The organism is Shewanella frigidimarina, from assembly GCF_003797125.1.
Lineage (GTDB): Bacteria > Pseudomonadota > Gammaproteobacteria > Enterobacterales > Shewanellaceae > Shewanella > Shewanella frigidimarina.
Genome location: NZ_RKKE01000003.1, coordinates 683,540 through 701,019 on the forward strand (window position 1 = coordinate 683,540; position 17,480 = coordinate 701,019).

At 42.2% G+C, this 17,480-nt stretch carries 14 protein-coding genes; 7 read left to right on the forward strand and 7 right to left on the reverse strand.

Features of this window, described 5'->3' with window-relative positions:
* Positions 1-149 precede the first annotated feature (149 nt).
* Together EGC86_RS12465 and EGC86_RS12470 are read left to right on the forward strand one after the other, a co-directional pair.
* Positions 150-1,610: a carbon starvation CstA family protein gene (locus EGC86_RS12465; RefSeq protein WP_123777764.1), complete on the forward strand. Its 1,461-nt coding sequence runs from the start codon at positions 150-152 to the stop codon at positions 1,608-1,610.
* Positions 1,611-1,719: 109 nt separating this feature from the next.
* A complete protein-coding gene (locus EGC86_RS12470) occupies positions 1,720-2,151 on the forward strand; it encodes a VF530 family protein (RefSeq protein WP_123777765.1) in 432 nt (143 codons plus the stop codon).
* A 27-nt stretch (positions 2,152-2,178) separates the two neighbouring features.
* On the opposite strand, the gene EGC86_RS12475 is transcribed toward EGC86_RS12470, so the two are convergent.
* From EGC86_RS12475 to EGC86_RS12485, 3 genes are all read right to left on the reverse strand, one after another.
* On the reverse strand, positions 2,179-3,063 hold the full coding sequence (locus tag EGC86_RS12475) for a hypothetical protein (RefSeq protein ID WP_245423147.1): 885 nt from the start codon (positions 3,061-3,063) through the stop codon (positions 2,179-2,181).
* Positions 3,064-3,129: 66 nt separating this feature from the next.
* Entirely contained in the window at positions 3,130-3,738 is a 609-nt protein-coding gene (ribA, locus tag EGC86_RS12480) for a GTP cyclohydrolase II (RefSeq protein ID WP_011637892.1), read from the reverse strand.
* A gap of 37 nt (positions 3,739-3,775) precedes the next feature.
* Positions 3,776-4,132, reverse strand: a complete 357-nt coding sequence (locus EGC86_RS12485; RefSeq protein ID WP_011637893.1) for a YibL family ribosome-associated protein — start codon at positions 4,130-4,132, stop codon at positions 3,776-3,778.
* A gap of 448 nt (positions 4,133-4,580) precedes the next feature.
* Between EGC86_RS12485 and EGC86_RS12490 the strand changes: the two genes are divergently transcribed.
* Together EGC86_RS12490 and EGC86_RS12495 are read left to right on the forward strand one after the other, a co-directional pair.
* Positions 4,581-7,058 (forward strand): TonB-dependent receptor, encoded by a 2,478-nt coding sequence (locus tag EGC86_RS12490; RefSeq protein ID WP_123777767.1) that lies wholly within the window; start codon positions 4,581-4,583, stop codon positions 7,056-7,058.
* Between the two features lie 206 nt (positions 7,059-7,264).
* The gene (locus EGC86_RS12495; RefSeq protein WP_123777768.1) at positions 7,265-8,503 is read left to right on the forward strand and encodes an NADH:flavin oxidoreductase/NADH oxidase family protein; all 1,239 of its coding nucleotides are present in this window, start codon (positions 7,265-7,267) and stop codon (positions 8,501-8,503) included.
* 104 nt (positions 8,504-8,607) lie between these two features.
* Here the strand turns inward: EGC86_RS12495 and nrdG are convergent, their stop codons facing one another.
* From nrdG to rssA, 3 genes are all read right to left on the reverse strand, one after another.
* Positions 8,608-9,075, reverse strand: coding sequence for an anaerobic ribonucleoside-triphosphate reductase-activating protein (gene nrdG / locus EGC86_RS12500; protein WP_123777769.1), 468 nt, complete (start codon positions 9,073-9,075; stop codon positions 8,608-8,610).
* Positions 9,075-11,192, reverse strand: a complete 2,118-nt coding sequence (gene nrdD, locus EGC86_RS12505; protein WP_123777770.1) for an anaerobic ribonucleoside-triphosphate reductase — start codon at positions 11,190-11,192, stop codon at positions 9,075-9,077. The genes nrdG and nrdD overlap by 1 nt, the downstream gene beginning before the upstream one ends.
* Before the next feature lie 667 nt (positions 11,193-11,859).
* Positions 11,860-12,798, reverse strand: a complete 939-nt coding sequence (gene rssA, locus EGC86_RS12510; RefSeq protein WP_011637898.1) for a patatin-like phospholipase RssA — start codon at positions 12,796-12,798, stop codon at positions 11,860-11,862.
* A 181-nt stretch (positions 12,799-12,979) separates the two neighbouring features.
* Here rssA and EGC86_RS12515 point away from each other — a divergent pair, with 181 nt between their 5' ends.
* The 3 genes from EGC86_RS12515 to EGC86_RS12525 all read left to right on the forward strand — a co-directional run bounded on the left by EGC86_RS12515 (position 12,980) and on the right by EGC86_RS12525 (position 15,661).
* Positions 12,980-14,335: a DEAD/DEAH box helicase gene (locus EGC86_RS12515; RefSeq protein WP_123777771.1), complete on the forward strand. Its 1,356-nt coding sequence runs from the start codon at positions 12,980-12,982 to the stop codon at positions 14,333-14,335.
* Between the two features lie 159 nt (positions 14,336-14,494).
* Complete coding sequence (locus EGC86_RS12520; protein WP_059746685.1) at positions 14,495-14,932, forward strand: DUF3010 family protein; 438 nt, start codon at positions 14,495-14,497, stop codon at positions 14,930-14,932.
* Positions 14,933-15,058: 126 nt separating this feature from the next.
* A complete protein-coding gene (locus tag EGC86_RS12525) occupies positions 15,059-15,661 on the forward strand; it encodes a M48 metallopeptidase family protein (RefSeq protein WP_123777931.1) in 603 nt (200 codons plus the stop codon).
* An 839-nt stretch (positions 15,662-16,500) separates the two neighbouring features.
* Here EGC86_RS12525 and EGC86_RS12530 read toward each other — a convergent pair.
* The gene (locus EGC86_RS12530; protein WP_123777772.1) at positions 16,501-17,424 is read right to left on the reverse strand and encodes a LysR family transcriptional regulator; all 924 of its coding nucleotides are present in this window, start codon (positions 17,422-17,424) and stop codon (positions 16,501-16,503) included.
* Positions 17,425-17,480: the final 56 nt, after the last annotated feature.

Consider the following 17,480-nt stretch of genomic DNA (forward strand, 5'->3'; position numbering starts at 1 on the left):
ATATGCACCACACTAACCTAACAACGAAAACCGCTCAGGATGACAATTTACCGCTTACACAGCCTTTTTAACCTGTTACTCAGTTAGCCTCCAACCGCCTATTGTGATGTTTTAAAATAGTGTCACTATAAAAATGGGGAGATAACAAAATGACGTGGTTTTTACTCTGTGTAGGCCTGCTAATTGGTGGCTATTTTATTTATGGCGCTTTTGTCGAAAAAGTGTTCGGCATTAACACTCAAAGACAAACGCCCGCTTTCACTCAAACAGACGGTGTCGACTTCGTACCGATGTCTAAAGGGAAAGTCTATTTAATTCAATTGTTAAACATTGCTGGTGTCGGTCCAATTTTTGGTCCAATTCTAGGCGCCCTTTATGGCCCAGCGGCGATGCTATGGATTGTATTTGGTTGTATTTTTGCCGGTGCAGTGCACGATTACTTTTCGGGGATGTTATCGGTACGCAATAATGGTCAATCAGTTCCTAACTTGGCCGGTAAATACTTAGGTAACAATGCCAAACACTTTATGAACTTGTTTGCCATTATCTTATTGTTACTAGTTGGCGTAGTGTTTATCTCTGCTCCTGCAGGATTACTAAGCAAACTTACCGGACTGGATATCACTCTCTTTGTTGGTATCATTTTTGTTTATTATTTAATTGCTACCATCGTACCTATCGACAAGATTATTGGTCGCTTATACCCATTCTTTGGCGCATTACTGGTCTTTATGTCACTCGGACTGATTATAGCGTTAGCATTATCAACCGAACATACCATGTTACCTGGTTTTGAAATGGGTGACTTCTTTACCAACTTAAACCCTAATGACATGCCATTATGGCCAGCCTTATTCATCACGATTGCATGTGGTGCAGTATCGGGTTTCCATGCAACACAATCACCTTTAATGGCGCGTTGTGTTGAAAATGAATCAAACGGTCGCTTTGTGTTTTTTGGTGCCATGATTGGTGAAGGTGTTATTGCATTAATTTGGTGTGCAATTGCATTATCATTCTTTGGTGGTGTAGAAGGATTGAATGCAGGAATGGCAGGCAACCCAGCAAACGTTGTGTACGAAGCATCTAATGGGTTATTAGGAACATTTGGTGGCTTCTTGGCTATCTTGGGTGTCATTGTATTGCCTATCACCTCTGGCGATACAGCATTTCGCTCAGCGCGATTAATTTTGGCAGAGTTCTTTAACATCAAGCAAATAGAGTTACCGAAGCGTTTAATGCTCGCGTTACCATTATTTGTCGTCGGTGCCGTGTTGACCCAAGTAGACTTTGGCATTATCTGGCGCTACTTTGGTGTTGCAAACCAAACCACAGCGGTATTGATGTTATGGACCGCTTCAGCTTACTTACTACGACACAATAAATTCCATTGGATTTGTACTGTACCGGCTATGTTCATGACCTGTGTTGTGATTAGCTTTATGTTGAACTCATCAACATTGGGTGCTGGTTTACCAATGACAGTGTCAACCATTGCAGGTTTAGTCACTACCGCAATCATTGCGACAATGATTGTTATTAAGACCAAAGGCAAAGGCGATATTGATACTGACGAAGAAGACAAAGTTGAACTAGCCAACGAGTTATAGACGTTACTATCATCAATAAACGGCAGCTTAGGCTGCCTTTTTTGTGTTGATATCACTTTGACGACAATGTGGGTATAATATTGTCAAACTTAATTAGCTCGCACGGCCCATGACACAAGCAAACAATCCGCTTCACGGCATTAAACTAGAAACTATCGTTACTCAACTTGTAGAAAAATACGGCTGGGAAGAATTAGGATCTAGGATAAACATTCAATGTTTTAAAGATAATCCGAGTGTAAAATCAACCTTGAAGTTTTTACGTAAAACGCCCTGGGCTCGCGACAAAGTTGAATACTTGTATCTTAAAGCAAACAAGTTACCATTGCCGCCGCCAAAAGAAGACAGCCGTGGCTCTTTTGCGAGTAAAGCGAGGCCAGCTAAGGGGAAAGCTATTTCAACTAAAGCAGTCTCAGTTAACGCGAGCTCAAATAAAACAGTCCCAAATAAAGCGGCATCACCTCAAGCAAGCTCAGATAACACCACAGCAGGACCAGCGGCACCCGTTAATGCTGATATATGGGGTTCGAGCTCAAATTAGTTTATCAATATAAATTATCAGTAGGGTTTATAACGGAAATTCGAAAATTAAGCGCCACACTTTAAGCCCACCACCGACTTGATAACTTAATCCAAAATGTTCAATTTCGACACTGTCTAAGCCTATCGCACTGAAGTTGATGGGCTTTGAGAATGCCAGCGTTGTGCCAACTTCATAGGTGTATGAGGTTAAAACATCGTTCCCAACTGGGGTAACAAATTTCAGTTTGTCGAAATACCAGTGGCCAGCAATAAAAAATCTCGGCTCAACCCGGACATCTTTCCATTGCCAATCGTAATTGACGCCAAAATCTACACCGGTTTTAAATACCGAATAGCCTTCTGTGCTGTCGTTTTGATTGCTTTGATAACCCGCATAATAAATCCTATTTACCCAAACCGGGGTAAATAATGGCGCATCAAGTTTATAGAGTGCAGAAACGCCAGTGGAAAAAATACCCACATGACTATAGGTTGAAAAATTGTGTCCATAGCCTAAATCAACATAACTTTCTAGCGTTAGCTTATCGTCCACCAGCCAGTGATATTCAAGACCTGGGGTGAGAGTTATTGTGCCCACACTGTTAGGAATGCTGCCTTGAGGTAGGTCATTAAAGGAATAATCAAAAAAGCCGAATGATGCAGTAAAGCGTAACTTCAACAAATAATCATCTGTTGAGTCAAGCACAAAGCCCATGGGAATATTGGCGACTGCAGCGCTTTGGCCAGAAGTTCGATACACACCGCTGCCTAGGTAATTGGCAAATGCATAATGAGACGCATCAGGCTCAGTGATAAGCTCAGGTGGTGTAGACGGTGTTAACTCAGCATAACTAATACTGCTATAAACAATCAGCAATATCATCAAGGTAAAACGGCAGGTTACAGACATAAAACGCAGATAATCAAACAATGATGATCCAATAAGCGGTATGTTCTGCCCTTGTTTCATCATCATTTAGACTATTATTGTGCCAGACTATTCATCGTGGAAATGGTATTCCGACATCATATGACCCAACTCTGTTGATTTGGTCTTTAAATATGATTCGTTATAGCGATTTTTACCCACTTGTAACGGAATACGTTCTGCGACTTCGATACCCATATTTTGCATCGCCATCACTTTACGCGGGTTATTGGTCATCAACTTTACTTTAGTCACGCCAATTTGCGTTAACATCGGCAAAATCATGTCGTATTTACGCATATCAGCTTCAAAGCCTAAACGCTCATTAGCTTCAACTGTATTGGCACCAGCATCTTGCAGCTCGTAAGCTCTTATTTTATTAAGTAACCCAATACCACGGCCTTCCTGGCGCAAGTACAAAAGAAACCCCTGCCCTTGTTCAGCAATACTCTGCATGGCCGCTTGTAATTGAAAACCACAATCACAACGTAAACTAAATAATGCATCACCGGTCAAACATTCTGAATGAATACGACCTAACATTGGCTCCGTGGGATCCAGTTGACCAAATGTCAATGCAACGTGTTCTTTACCTGTGGCGGTTTCTTCAAAACCGTGCATAGCAAAAACACCCCAAGGAGTGGGTAACTTAGATGTTGCGATATACTTTACCGACATGAATTAACCTTACGACAACTAACTGTAAAAGAAAATATTAGAACTTAGCAGGCGCAAAACCCGTCACATCTTTTATGCCCATTTCACGGCCTAATGCCGTTAAAGGATGCACAACGACTAAACCTTTTACCGACTTATTTAACTTACCCATATCGGCTTGTTCGGCTTTAGTCAGCACACGCTTAAAACCTAACGCTTTCAACGCCACGCCTTCTTGGCTGAACTGGCGAGTTTGCTGGCCTTTAATGCTGGCGATTCGCTTAGTCACAGTCGCCACTTCTTTCTTAAACTGCAGGACAATCGTGGCATCGCCACGTGCTTCCGCCGCAGCTAACTTGCGACGAAACTTGTCTAATTTATCATTCAATGTCTGCAGTTCTAGCTTTAAATTCATTTGATTACCTTAAGTGCTTTGGTGTGTTAGTGAATCGTTTACGCTTATACGTTTGTCACAACACCGTTTCGGAGGCAGATTATATACCCAAAAGCACCCAAGATGCGAATAGCAAACGTTTCATATATGGATGTACAGGCAAAGTTTTTTACCTAGAACAAACAATCTGGATATTATCACATTACCAGCCTCCATTAGCGCGACCACATAGCACACTCATCGGTTAACTCACGCTAATGTACGTTTATAGCGCTGAAGCGCTAAGTTTATGGATGACTGATCCCTTTAATGGTCAATTACTCATGCTAATCGTTTATTGGAATTGTTTGATTTATCAGCAACCAAATCTTCAAAACCCGTTTTTTGCCACATATAACAAACCCGCTATTGCAATACTTATGATAATCATTATCATTCGCGACATTGTTAATAAAGAGCCTAACCTGTTATGACGCCATTACGTTTATCTCTACTTGCCCTTGCTTGTCAAAGTGTATTGTTTCCCGTTTATGCTCACGCACAAACACCAGTTGCCCAATCTGAGGTTGCTGCACAATCTTCAAATGATACGGCCAATGCATCACCCTCAGCCAGCTATGAACGAATAACGGTTTATGGCCGACAAAACCAAGTAGTGATGAACTCAGGTTTAGCAACCAAATCTGATATGTCGCTGATGGAAACGCCTGCGGCGGTAGTGATTGTTGATGAAGCATTAATTGATGCGCAAGGCATCACCAACATGCAAGATTTAGTTCGTAATATCAGCGGCGTAACCCAAGCGGGTAATAATTATGGTATTGGCGACAATTTAGTTGTTCGCGGATTAGGCGCCAACTACACCTACGATGGTATGTATGGCGGTGCAGGATTAGGTAACACCTTTAATCCAACTCGTTCGCTAACCAACGTGAGTTCTGTTGAAGTACTCAAAGGCCCTGCCACTGGTCTATATGGTATGGGCAGCGCGGGTGGCGTGATTAACCTTATTGAGAAAAAACCTCAATTTGACAGTAAACAGTTGTTTGAAGCTGAAGTGGGTCAATGGGATAGTTATTCTCTCATGGCTGATTCTACGGGCGGAATAACTGACGATTTAGCCTATCGCCTCGTGGCAAAAACGGCTCGTAGTACAGGTTATCGAGATCTTGGTACCGACCGCGATGAAATATACGGCTCGCTTAAATATGTATTGAATGAAAACCAAAATATTATGCTATCAACAGCATATATTAGCGATGCGATCCCCGTTGATTCAATCGGCCATCCTATCCGCATTTATAACACAGCTTCAGTCGATGGAAAAACCGCTGGTGAAGTCAGCTGGCAAGACTTAGTCAACGACCCTACCAGTAAGGGTTTACAACTAACAGACGATCAGCGCCAACAATTAACCGACTCGTTAAGCGCAAATGATGGTCTAACACCGTATGAGTTTGGTCATAACGGTCTTATCTCACCAATGGCGAAAGACAATGAAGGCGAAGAGTTGCGCTTTAAACTAAGCCATAATGTGTACTTAACCGATGACTTATTTTTAAACCAACAACTGCAATACCGTAATTATGAAACCAGCTTTGCTCGTCAAACAGGGGCTTACAATTATGTTTACTGGCAACGTAGTGGCGTAATTAACGCCGACCCACGCGCACCTTTGGTTGAAGATGGCACCCTATATCCGTATGCAGCTCGTCGTCAGGAATACCGCAAAGTCTCGGCAGAAGAAAAGTCATGGCAGTATTTTGCCGACTTACGTTATGACTTCGACATTGGCAATATCAGTAACGAATTATTAGTTAATGCTAACTTTGAAGATCGCGATATACGCTTTAAACAGTATTCAATTTACGACGCAGATTACACCTTGAAAGATGCCGATGGTAATTTGTCATATCAAGGTTCGCTACCGTATATTTATGATATCCGTAACCCAAATTGGGGCGAAGGTGAATTTGAAGACTACGATCCATTATTAACCAGTAACTACAATAAGTCTGTCACAGCTTGGGGCTTGGGCTTACAACATGTGGGTTATTTAGGTGGCGGATTTACTAGCCGTATTGGTGTCGCATTCAATGAAATTAAACAAAGTTACGAACACTTGGGTGTCGATGCTCGTTACAGTAGTAGCTTAGCAGACCCTCAACCAGAAGCGGATACCACAGATAACGGTGTAACCTACAATTTAGGCCTAACTTATATGCCTACTGACGATATCTCTATTTTCGTGAATCATTCTAAAGGCCGTACAGCATACAGTGTGTTAGGCGATGTAAAAGGTAATGAAGCAGACCGTGAAGATTCTCAATCTATCAGTAATGATTTAGGTATTCGTGCCAAAGCATTTGATGATCAATTGCTCGCCTCTTTGGTCTTTTTCAAAACATCACGTACTAATGTGGCTTATACCAATCCAGAATACGAAAGCAGCGAAGCAACACCAGATATCTTCCCGTATTTTTACGACGGCAGCGAAGATACTAAAGGGGTGGAGCTAGATCTGAATGCATATTTAAGTGACCAATGGAAAGTCAACGTTAACGCGGTTTACCAAGATGCTAGAGACAATCAAAATCCAAATAGCAGTGATTATGGCCAACGCCAAAAAGGTGTACCTTACGTCACAGCGGGCGCTTGGGTAACTTATGCCGCAGAATTTGCCTTACCAGCACCGGTATCAATCAGTCTTGGGGCTAAATATGTCGATGAACGCAGCACACACTCTAGCTCATTTGGTATTCCAGATGGTTATGTGCCAAGTTATACGGTAATCGATTCAGCGATTAGTTATGACGTTGAACGTTATAAAATCCAATTGAACATTAATAACTTATTTAATGAAACATATTACGATAAGGCGATGTTCTTAGGCGGATTACCCGGCGAAGAGCGTAATGCGAAGTTAACCCTAACTTATCGTATTTAAAAACATATCAATCTGGATTTTGCTTGCTCGAAATCTAGATCTCAATTTAGCGCTAAATCTAACGCTAAATAGAGTAACGAGATGATGAAAGCACTGCCTGTGGCAGTGCTTTTTTTATCGCTATCCAATGAGAATAATTGACTATCTAGGCTACTTGTAGGATAAACAACACATTAATTCAGCGGCTTACCTTAGGACATTATTTCATGGCTAATACCATTTTCACACCATACACCTTGAGCAATGGTGCAGTCATTTCCAATCGATTGGTCAAAGCCGCAATGGAAGAAAACCTCGCCAATACCTTGCAACAACCAGGCGATGCATTGTTCAACTTGTATGAAGCATGGGCAAAAGGCGGTGTCGGATTAATGATCACCGGTAATGTGATGATTGATCCCTTAGCCATGACAGGTCCTGGCGGAGTAGTATTAGATCCCAACAGCGCACTTGAGCCGTTCATCCAATGGGCCAAAACAGCTAAGCAAAATAACGCCAGAATATGGATGCAAATCAATCATCCAGGCCGTCAGGTGTTTAAAGCGATGGGCGGTAAAAATCTAGCCCCTTCTGCCATCGCACTGGATTTAGGCAAACACTCATCCATGTTCTCTCAACCAAAAGCGATGACAACAGCAGACATTGAAGAGGTTATCCAACGGTTTGCTACCACTGCACAATTGGCTCAACAAGCTGGGTTTGATGGAGTACAAATTCATGCCGCACACGGATACTTGCTGGCTCAATTTTTATCGCCGCTAACCAATCAACGTAATGACCAATGGGGCGGAAAGCTTGAAAATCGTGCCAAGTTATTACTCGAAGTGGTTAAGCAAGTAAGACTTAAATGTGGTGCCGATTTCGACATAGCAGTAAAACTCAACTCTGCCGATTTCCAACGCGGTGGCTTTGATGTCGACGACGCCGAAAAGGTCATTAATATGTTGGCACAGTATCAAGTTGAAATGGTCGAATTATCTGGTGGCAGCTACGAGGCACCAGCCATGCAAGGTCGCAGTGCTGATGAACGAACGTTAGCTCGAGAGGCTTATTTTTTAAGTTTAACAGCGCAGTTGGTCCAGCGTAGCCCTATTCCATTAATGCTAACGGGAGGTATTCATCGCCTACCTGTGGCTCAACAAGTTATCGATGCTGGTTTTGCATTGTGTGGTATCGCTAGCGCCCTCGCCTTCTATCCCGACTTAGCCAATAGATGGCAAATTCAGCCAGAGTTTGTCCCGTCAATTCCAACAGTCAATTGGCAGAGTAAACCTTTGGCTGGACTGGCGACGATGGCCGTCATTAAACGTCAGCTTCGCCGCATAAGCCAAGGTAAGCAGCCACGCACTAATGATTCACCATTGTGGAGTTTATTAATCGATCAATATAAAACTAAACAGCGCACTAAACGTTATCGCCATATTGTAGGTCTTTCAAATCATTAACGAGTTAACGATTGGCGGGTTAAACATTTATTTGCTAACGATTAGCGCTAACAGTTAACGTGCTGAACATTAAACAACGAGTCCTAACGCCTTCATATAAAACGCTAGCGCGTAAAACGATGGATTTGTTGGTTGCTGCTACCGCGCCATAAAAGCGCAGGATCGGCTTTCTCTTGCTCATACTTGCCGTCAATCAACACATCAACAAAGTTCACCAAAGCTTGTTGCTGCGGTGTGAGTTCGGTTAGTTGATAACCGGTCCACAACCAAATATCTTTACCAGGGCATTCCTGCTTTACCCGCGTAACCAATTTTAAGACACCTTCAAGATTGGCGGAATGCAGCGGATCGCCACCACTTAACGACAATCCTCGACGGTGAATACGAGTATCGGTTAAATCATCAATAATCTGATCTTCTAGTGCTTGGCTAAAAACATGGCCAGCATCTACACGCCAAGTGCTTTGGTTATAACAACCCTTGCAAGCATGCTCGCAACCGCTGACAAATAACGTACAGCGGGTGCCTTCGCCGTTGATCACATCAACACTATGGTATGCACTGTAATGCATTATAAATGCTTCACTCTGCGCTTAACTTCTTCTTGCTTACCAAAGTTAAATGGTCGAGCATCTGGGCTGCCTAAATAACCGCACACGCGACGAGTAACAGACACTCGGCTTGGCTCATGATTACCACATTTAGGGCATACAAACCCCTTACTGGTACAATTAAACTCACCAATAAAACCGCAATCGTAACACTCATCAATGGGGGTATTGGTGCCGTAATATGGCACTCGGCTATAACTGTAATCCCAAACGTTTTCGAGCGCTTCAATATTGTGCTGCATGTTGGGATATTCGCCGTAACAAATAAACCCGCCATTGGCGATGGCTGGATAAGGTTGTTCAAAATCAATCTTATCAAAAGGATTTACTTTCTTTTCAACATCTAAGTGAAAACTATTGGTGTAATACCCTTTGTCGGTCACACCTGCCACAACGCCAAACTGGGTGGTATCAAGCTGGCAAAAACGGCTGCATAAGTTTTCACTTGGGGTACTGTATAAACTAAAACCATAACCTGTTTCTTGTTTCCAAGACTCAGTGGCTTGCTTTAAATGACTAATAATGGCGACAGCTTTATCGCGCAATTGAGCATTATCAAACACGTGTTCAGCATTGCTATATAAAGCATTAATGGTTTCGTGAAGGCCAATAAATCCTAACGAAATTGATGCTCGGCCATTTTTAAAGATTTCGCTCACATCATCATCAGCATTTAGGCGTACACCACAAGCGCCTTCCATATAAAGGATTGGTGCTACTCGTGCTTTAACGCCAGCTAAACGAGCAATACGCGTTTCTAATGCTTTGCGGGCAATCAATAACCGCTCATCAAGTAATTGATAAAAGCGCTGTTCATCTTTGCCTGCTTCCAACGCTATGCGCGGTAAATTAAGGCTGACGACACCTATATTGTTGCGACCTTCATGGACCAGTTGGCCATTTTCTTCATATGCTCCTAAAAATGATCGACACCCCATTGGGGTTTTAAACGAACCGGTGACTTTCACTACCTGATCATAATTAAGAATATCAGGGTACATGCGCATGCTTGAACACGTTAAGGCCATCTTTTTAATATCATAATTAGCATCAGTCGCTTTATGATTCACGCCATCTTTAATGGCAAACACCAATTTTGGAAAGACTGCTGTTTTGCGATTTTTACCTAAACCCGCCATACGTACTGTTAACATCGATTGCTGAATTAAACGCGACTCCCACGACACGCCTAAACCAAAACCAAAGGTAACAAACGGTGTTTGGCCATTAGCGGTATGTAAGGTATTCACTTCATATTCAAGTGACTGGAATGCGTCATGACACTCTTTTTCGGTTTGCGTCATGGCATAACCTTCTACGTCAGCCACTTGCCATTTTTTAGCGACGCTAAGGTGCTTTTGGTAACTGATTTGCACAAACTCAGCTAACACTTCGTCGATACGGTTAATCGTTGTTCCACCATAAATATGGCTCGCGACCTGAGCAATAATTTGCGCCGTAACAGCAGTAGCAGTTGAAATAGACTTAGGCGGTTCTATTTCAGCATTACCCATTTTAAAACCATGAGTTAACATGCCGGCCAAATCAATTAGCATGCAGTTAAACATCGGGAAAAAAGGTGCATAATCTAAGTCGTGATAGTGAATTTCGCCTTTTTCATGGGCGGCTACCACATCTTTTGGCAGTAAATGGGTTTTGGCATAATGCTTGGCCACAATGCCCGCTAATAAATCACGCTGGGTCGGAATGACTTTGGCATCTTTATTGGCATTTTCATTTAAAATCGCACTATCCGATTGCTCAACTAAACCGCGAATAGCACAATTTAATTTACTCTGGGTTTCACGGTGTTTATCTCTATCGTGACGGTACTCAATGTAATGACGAGCCACCGACTTAAACGGGCCCGACATCAATAAGTTTTCGACTGCATCTTGTAGTTCGTGAATATCAACTTCGGTCTTCACAGTCATTTGCTGCTCTACCGTCTGCGCTAACTGCTGTGCATATTGATGGTCGGCTATACCTGCAGACTCCATTGCTGCTACAACAGCCTCTTTGATTCGACATCCATCAAACGCAGTTCGGCATCCATCCCTTTTCACTACTACAAGCATACAACCATCCTTTACAAGCACTATATATAGCGCTTTAATACACACACAACACAAGATAGAGTGTATTAGACACATTAACGCTGAGCATTACCTTGATCCAGATCATAATTGTCGGCAGTACTTAATATTGAAAAAACACTTGCGATAAGCGATAGATATTGTAGGAATAACAACTGATTTTGACAGGCTAATACAATGGCAGAAAATCGACATAATTTAACGATTTGGGTGTTTTTCTGAATGGATAACCTGATGTGCAAACACCATAAGTGATGTATTTTGCTGGCTTGAAATGGTGCAAAATGACGATATTAAGTCATTGTTCGAACCTTAAATGGCTAGATCAACAACATAACTAACGTGCTCATTGTATCTAATGACTCGGTAGTTATCGTTAGATAGTTGCGGGTAGATCATTGCGGATAGATAATTGAGGGCAAGTCACTACTAGATAATGACTAAATCACCATGAGTTAACTATGAGTTAACTATGAGAGAGTGAATAATCTTATCAACCACATCAGACTGCGCAGGTTAGACAATACCCTTGCGGGATAACAACCCAGAATTAATGGAACACATCTATTAACTAGCAAATATTCACCTAGCGGCGGTTAACGGGCGTATTTATGATAAACACACCACAATATTCGATACCGCTTCAAGGTTACTTTAAGGTTGCTTCGATTAAATGCTTAATGTCATTTACGGCTTGCTCACCGGCTTTAATCGCTTCTTTAGCGCGATGAAACTCCATGGTACCAATGTCACCCACATCCGGCACGATACAAATATCAGGTGGCTCGCCCATTAAACGTGAACGTTTATGGCGTTGTTCTAAAATATCCATCGATTGCGACATCACCGCCAGCATACCCGGATGCGATTTTGAACTCCCCAAAGAAAATTTATCGGTTAAGCCATTCATGTAATCTTTGCCTTTACCCCATAAATCCATAAAGCCAGATTCAAGTTCGCGCTTTTCATCAATAGGTTCAGACTTAGAGGCTTTGCGGCTTTTTACTTGCTCTGGAATTAAGTGCATTTGGCCACGACGATGACCATTTAAATCCACCGCAATAACCACATCAACGCCCATAGATCGAGCCAGTGATACAGGTACAGGGTTCACTACCGCACCGTCTACAACCCAGCGATGCCCTTGCTGTACTGGGGGTAAAAAACCTGGCATTGAGCATGAAGCCCTAACAGCATGGCGTAAATCACCTTCTTTAAACCAAATCTCTTGCCCAGAATATAAATCGGTAGCCACTGCAGCAAAGGGACGGTTTAACTGTTCAATATCAATATCGCCAATGCGATTGGCTAACACATCAAATACTTTCTCGCCGCTAATTAAGCCACCTTTACGCCAACCTAAATCCATTAACCCAAGTACATCCCAACTCGAAAACCCACTCACCCAGGTTTCAAGTTCACCCAAATGATTATTGGCATAGGCAGCACCCACTAATGCCCCTACCGAACAACCTGCCACTTTGTCAGGATAAATATCTAACTTGGCTAAACCATTCAATACACCAATATGTGCCCAACCTTTAGCGGCTCCACTGCCTAGCGCTAATCCCACGGTGAGCTTTGTCATCTTTCGTTCCTTCCATGCTCGGTATTCATTTTTAATACGCCTGCCTGAATCGTCCCATAGTGACGTCTAACTCAGGCAATAATATAAAGCTAAAAAATAGCATAACTAAAGCGACTCTTGTTGGCTATAGCAAGGTGAAACAGCTATAATCCCCGGCTAGCATTTTTTAGGGGATTTACCTTTGCAATTTACCGATTTTTCGTTGGACAAGCGCCTGCTTGACAGTTTAAAGCACCTTGGCATTTCTACGCCTACCGATGTTCAAGCGCAAGCACTTCCCATTGCCTTATCAGGTAAAGATTTAATGGCATCGTCTAAAACGGGCTCAGGTAAAACCTTAGCGTTTTTATTGCCAGCAATGCAACGGGTGATCTCTTCAAGAGCATTGTCGAAAAAAGACCCTCGGGTACTCATCTTATTACCGACACGTGAATTAGCCCAGCAAGTTTATGGCCAATTACGTTTATTAGTCGCCAATACCCAATATAAGGCCATTAGCGTACTCGGCGGTGAGAACTTTAATGACCAAGCCAAAGCCTTGTCGAGGGATCCTCACTTTATTGTCGCCACGCCTGGCCGTATTGCGGACCACTTACAACAGCGTCACTTGTATTTAAATGGCCTAGAATTGTTGGTTCTTGACGAGGCTGACCGTATGCTCGATTTAGGTTTTGCTCCGCAGTTAAAAGCGATTAATGATGCAGCCGATCATAAACGTCGCCAAACCTTGATGTTTTCAGCTACGTTAGATCATGACAGAATTAATGATATTGCCGCAACGCTACTCAAAACACCGAGTCATGTATCGATTGGTGAGTCTTACACAGAACATAAAGACATTGAGCAGCGTATAATTTTGGTGGATCATTTAGACCATAAGCAAGCCTTGCTGCAGCACATTTTAACTCAAGAGCAACACAAGCAAGTGATTGTATTTACGGCAACACGTTCAGATACAGACCGTATAGCCACTTTATTAGCATCACAAGGCTTTACCACCTCCGCGCTCAGTGGTGATTTAAAGCAATCGGCTCGTAACCAGATTATGGATCAATTTGCTCGAGGCCAATCACAGATATTAGTGACCACAGATGTAGCATCACGCGGCCTTGATTTAATCAACGTATCGTTAGTGATTAACTTTGATATGCCAAAGTTTGCTGAAGAATACGTCCATCGAATCGGCCGTACAGGCCGTGCAGGCGCTAAAGGTGATGCAGTTTCATTTGTAGGCCCTAAAGATTGGGACAGCTTTAAAAAGGTACAACTGTTTTTACGTAAAAACTTTGAGCCGACTGTAATTGAAGGCCTAAAAGCCAAATTTAGCGGCCTCAGAGATAAGCCTCAAGCAGGTAAAGCTGGCACCAGTGCAAAAGCAGATGTCGTCAGTAAACGAGTTAGCGCGCCTAAAAAAGCTAAAGCGGCACCAAAGAGTGATAAACGCTTTATTACTGGCGTCGATGTCGGTGATGCGCCAGTGCGCCGTAAAGTTAAGCCTATTGTCATAATCGAAGACGACGGCACAACAGAAAACTAAATGACTCATAAATCGCAGATAATCTCCAGCTAGATGACCAATAAACTGCGATAACAGAATAATGAATGTAGGGTACTGGTAAAACACTGCCCTGCAACAAATGAACGATAACGAGCATGCCAACGGCATTCTCGTATGAATAAACCAGTAAGGATTAACATGAAAATTTGTGGTGTGGAATTAAAAGGCGGCGAAGCCATTATCTGTTTACTGACCTATGAAGGCGAAACCTATAACGTGCCAGCATGTCGTAAAGTTTCATTCAGTATTTCACAATCAGCTAGCACGGACTCAATTCGTGAGTTCGATTTTGCGTTTAAAAAACTAATGAGCGACTATAAAGTCGATGAAATAGCCATAATTGAACGTGAACAAAAAGGTAAGTTTGCCGGCAGTGCCACCAGCTTCAAACTTGAAGCGGTACTCCAATTAATGGACATGCCTGTTTCGCTTATTTCTCCATTGACTATTAAAGAGCAATTAAAGCGTAACCCGCCACAAGTTGACTTTGAATCATTGGATCTTAAACGCGTCCAGCTTAATGCATTTGACGTTGCTTATGTTCAGCATAACCGCCTCATCTTCGGTAAAGTGTAACCCACAGCTTTCACCGTTCTATATTGGCGTTATCGATACCGACTCAGATAGCGGTAACGCCAAAAAATCAGTTGAACTACAGCCATGTCAGATACCAAAACTAAAATACCTAAAGCCCCACCTAAAATGCCAGTCAAATTGGCAAGCCAATCATTAAAACCAAAAACAGATCTCAGCCTGTTAGTCACCAGTGCCGACATTAAAAAGCAGCAAAGTGAACAAAGTGCATTACGTTATTTAAATGGTTATCGTCCTGACGTGGTCGAGAAAATTCGCCAACTCGTTGATGCTAATGCCTTAGGCGCCCACTTTTTAACACGCTACCCCAAAATACACGACGTTCGTACAGACAAAGCCTTATACGATATGGCGATAACGTTAAAAAATACCTATATGCGTCAATCGGATCCGTTAGCTAAAGTTATTTTTGACGAAAAAATCAGCGTAAGCCACCATGCCCTAGGTTTGCATTCTTATGTTAATCGCCGCCAAGGTAATAAAGTTAAAGCCAAAAATGAAATTCGAATTGCAGCACACTTAAAACACGTTCCGTTTGAGCTATTACAAATGGTAGTAGTGCACGAACTGGCCCACCTGCGTGAAAAAGAACACAACAAAGCTTTTTATCAGTTATGCAGCTTTATGCTAGCAGATTACCACCAGCTAGAATTTGATATGCGAGTATGGTTAGTAGCAGAAGAAGTCGGACAATCGCCCTACGCGAAGTAATCGATAAGCTTTTGGCCTGCGGCCACTAACGTCGTGGCGCGTCGCCCACACCAGAGCAAAGGGGTAAAGCGCATTCTTGTTTATGAATCAGCCTTTGCAAACCCTCAGCGTTCCGGCAACTTTTTCGCTTTTTAACCAAACAACAGCAGCAAAAAATTGCGACGGAAATTAATCCAGCTTTGGACTTCGTTTATAACCGTCTTCGGCCCCTCTTGTAATAAAGAGTGAAAATGCTAACGCTTTCGATGGTACATCTGATGTGAATGGATTCACGAATATCGTGATGGCAGGATACTAAGGAACGACCTGTACCGCGAAAGCTAGCCTGACGTCCTATCAAGCTCACGCATTCTTTTATAAAGAGTCTTCAACGGCCTCAAGTTCAGAGTTGAGTTCAAGCATTTTTAATCAAGGCATCTAAATCAGTTTTGGACATAAACGATTTAGAAAGCTAGTTCTGTTTGTATCTCTCTAGATAAGGTTTTGTATTAAAAACGTCTAAGCAAGTGGCCATCTTCACTTTGCCAGATCTGCACAAGTGTTAGCTGTCTTGACTACTTAATCAAGCCTCCGTTTGTCGATAAACTCCTCTCAAGGTTTTAGAGGATTATATCTATGAGAATATTTACTAAACAAACAGTGCTTGAATTTTGGCATGTATTAATTATAATTTTTCCACTTACACTTATCATCCCAAGAATGATAATGCCACTACTTGAAGCACTGTCATTATCAGTGGCATCACTTTTAGCCACTCTGTTAATCGACATCGTTATAGTAGGATTGGCAGTGTTTATCTTTCTTCCTGCCCTAAATAAGCTAACTAGCAAGTATTTTAGTTAAATCACATCCCAGTAACATGGTGTACCGTATTTTTTTGTCATAAAATCAATAAATACACGTACTTTAGGTGCTAAATTATCGGTTTCAAGATACAAAGCATTAATAGTTTGAGTTTCTGAGCTAGTAGAAACACGATGGTCTGCCATAATGGGGACTAGTTTTCCCATTTCTAATGCTTTACCTATTAGCCAGGTTGGGAACATCACTATCCCGACACCACCGACGGCACTTGTGACCAAGGTTTCAGCATTATTACTGTATAACGAACCAGTTACATCAAAAGGCAATAGGTCTTCTTTACCTATAAACCACCGTTGCAGGCCCTTGGTACCTTTAAATACCAAACAATTGTGCCCTTCAAGTTGTTCCGGTACCTCTGGCATACCGTGTAACTTTATGTAATCCGGACTCGCTGCCATTACATATTGTTGTACACCTAACCGCTTCATTCGCATAGAAGAATCTTGCAACACACCTATGCGAATCAATAAATCTACACCTTCTTGTGCTGGATCAACAAAACTGTCTGTTTGATGAATTTCAACTTTAAGCAGGGGGTACTTGTTTAATAACTCTGGAATATAAGGGGCAATATGTAAGCGCCCAAATGCCACTGGCGCACTTATTTTAACAGTACCACGAGGCGTATCGGCTTTTTGCTCGATCCGTTCTGTCACTTGCTCATACTGTCTGATTATTTCACTACAGTGCTTAACAAAAACCACGCCTTCTTCTGTCAGTGATATAGCTCTTGTATGACGGTGGAGCAATTTGGTTCCCACCTTATTTTCCAGTTGCGCCATTTTTCTAGAAACCGACGAAGGCGTCATATCTTGTCGTCTTGCGACTTCAGAGAAATTACCAAACTGGTTGGTCATCAAAAAAAGTTTAATCTCGAGCAGAGATACATCGTAGTTCATAAGCATCTTCCATGAATTTAATCACTAAAGTGTTAATTGTAGGGAAAAAAGGCAAA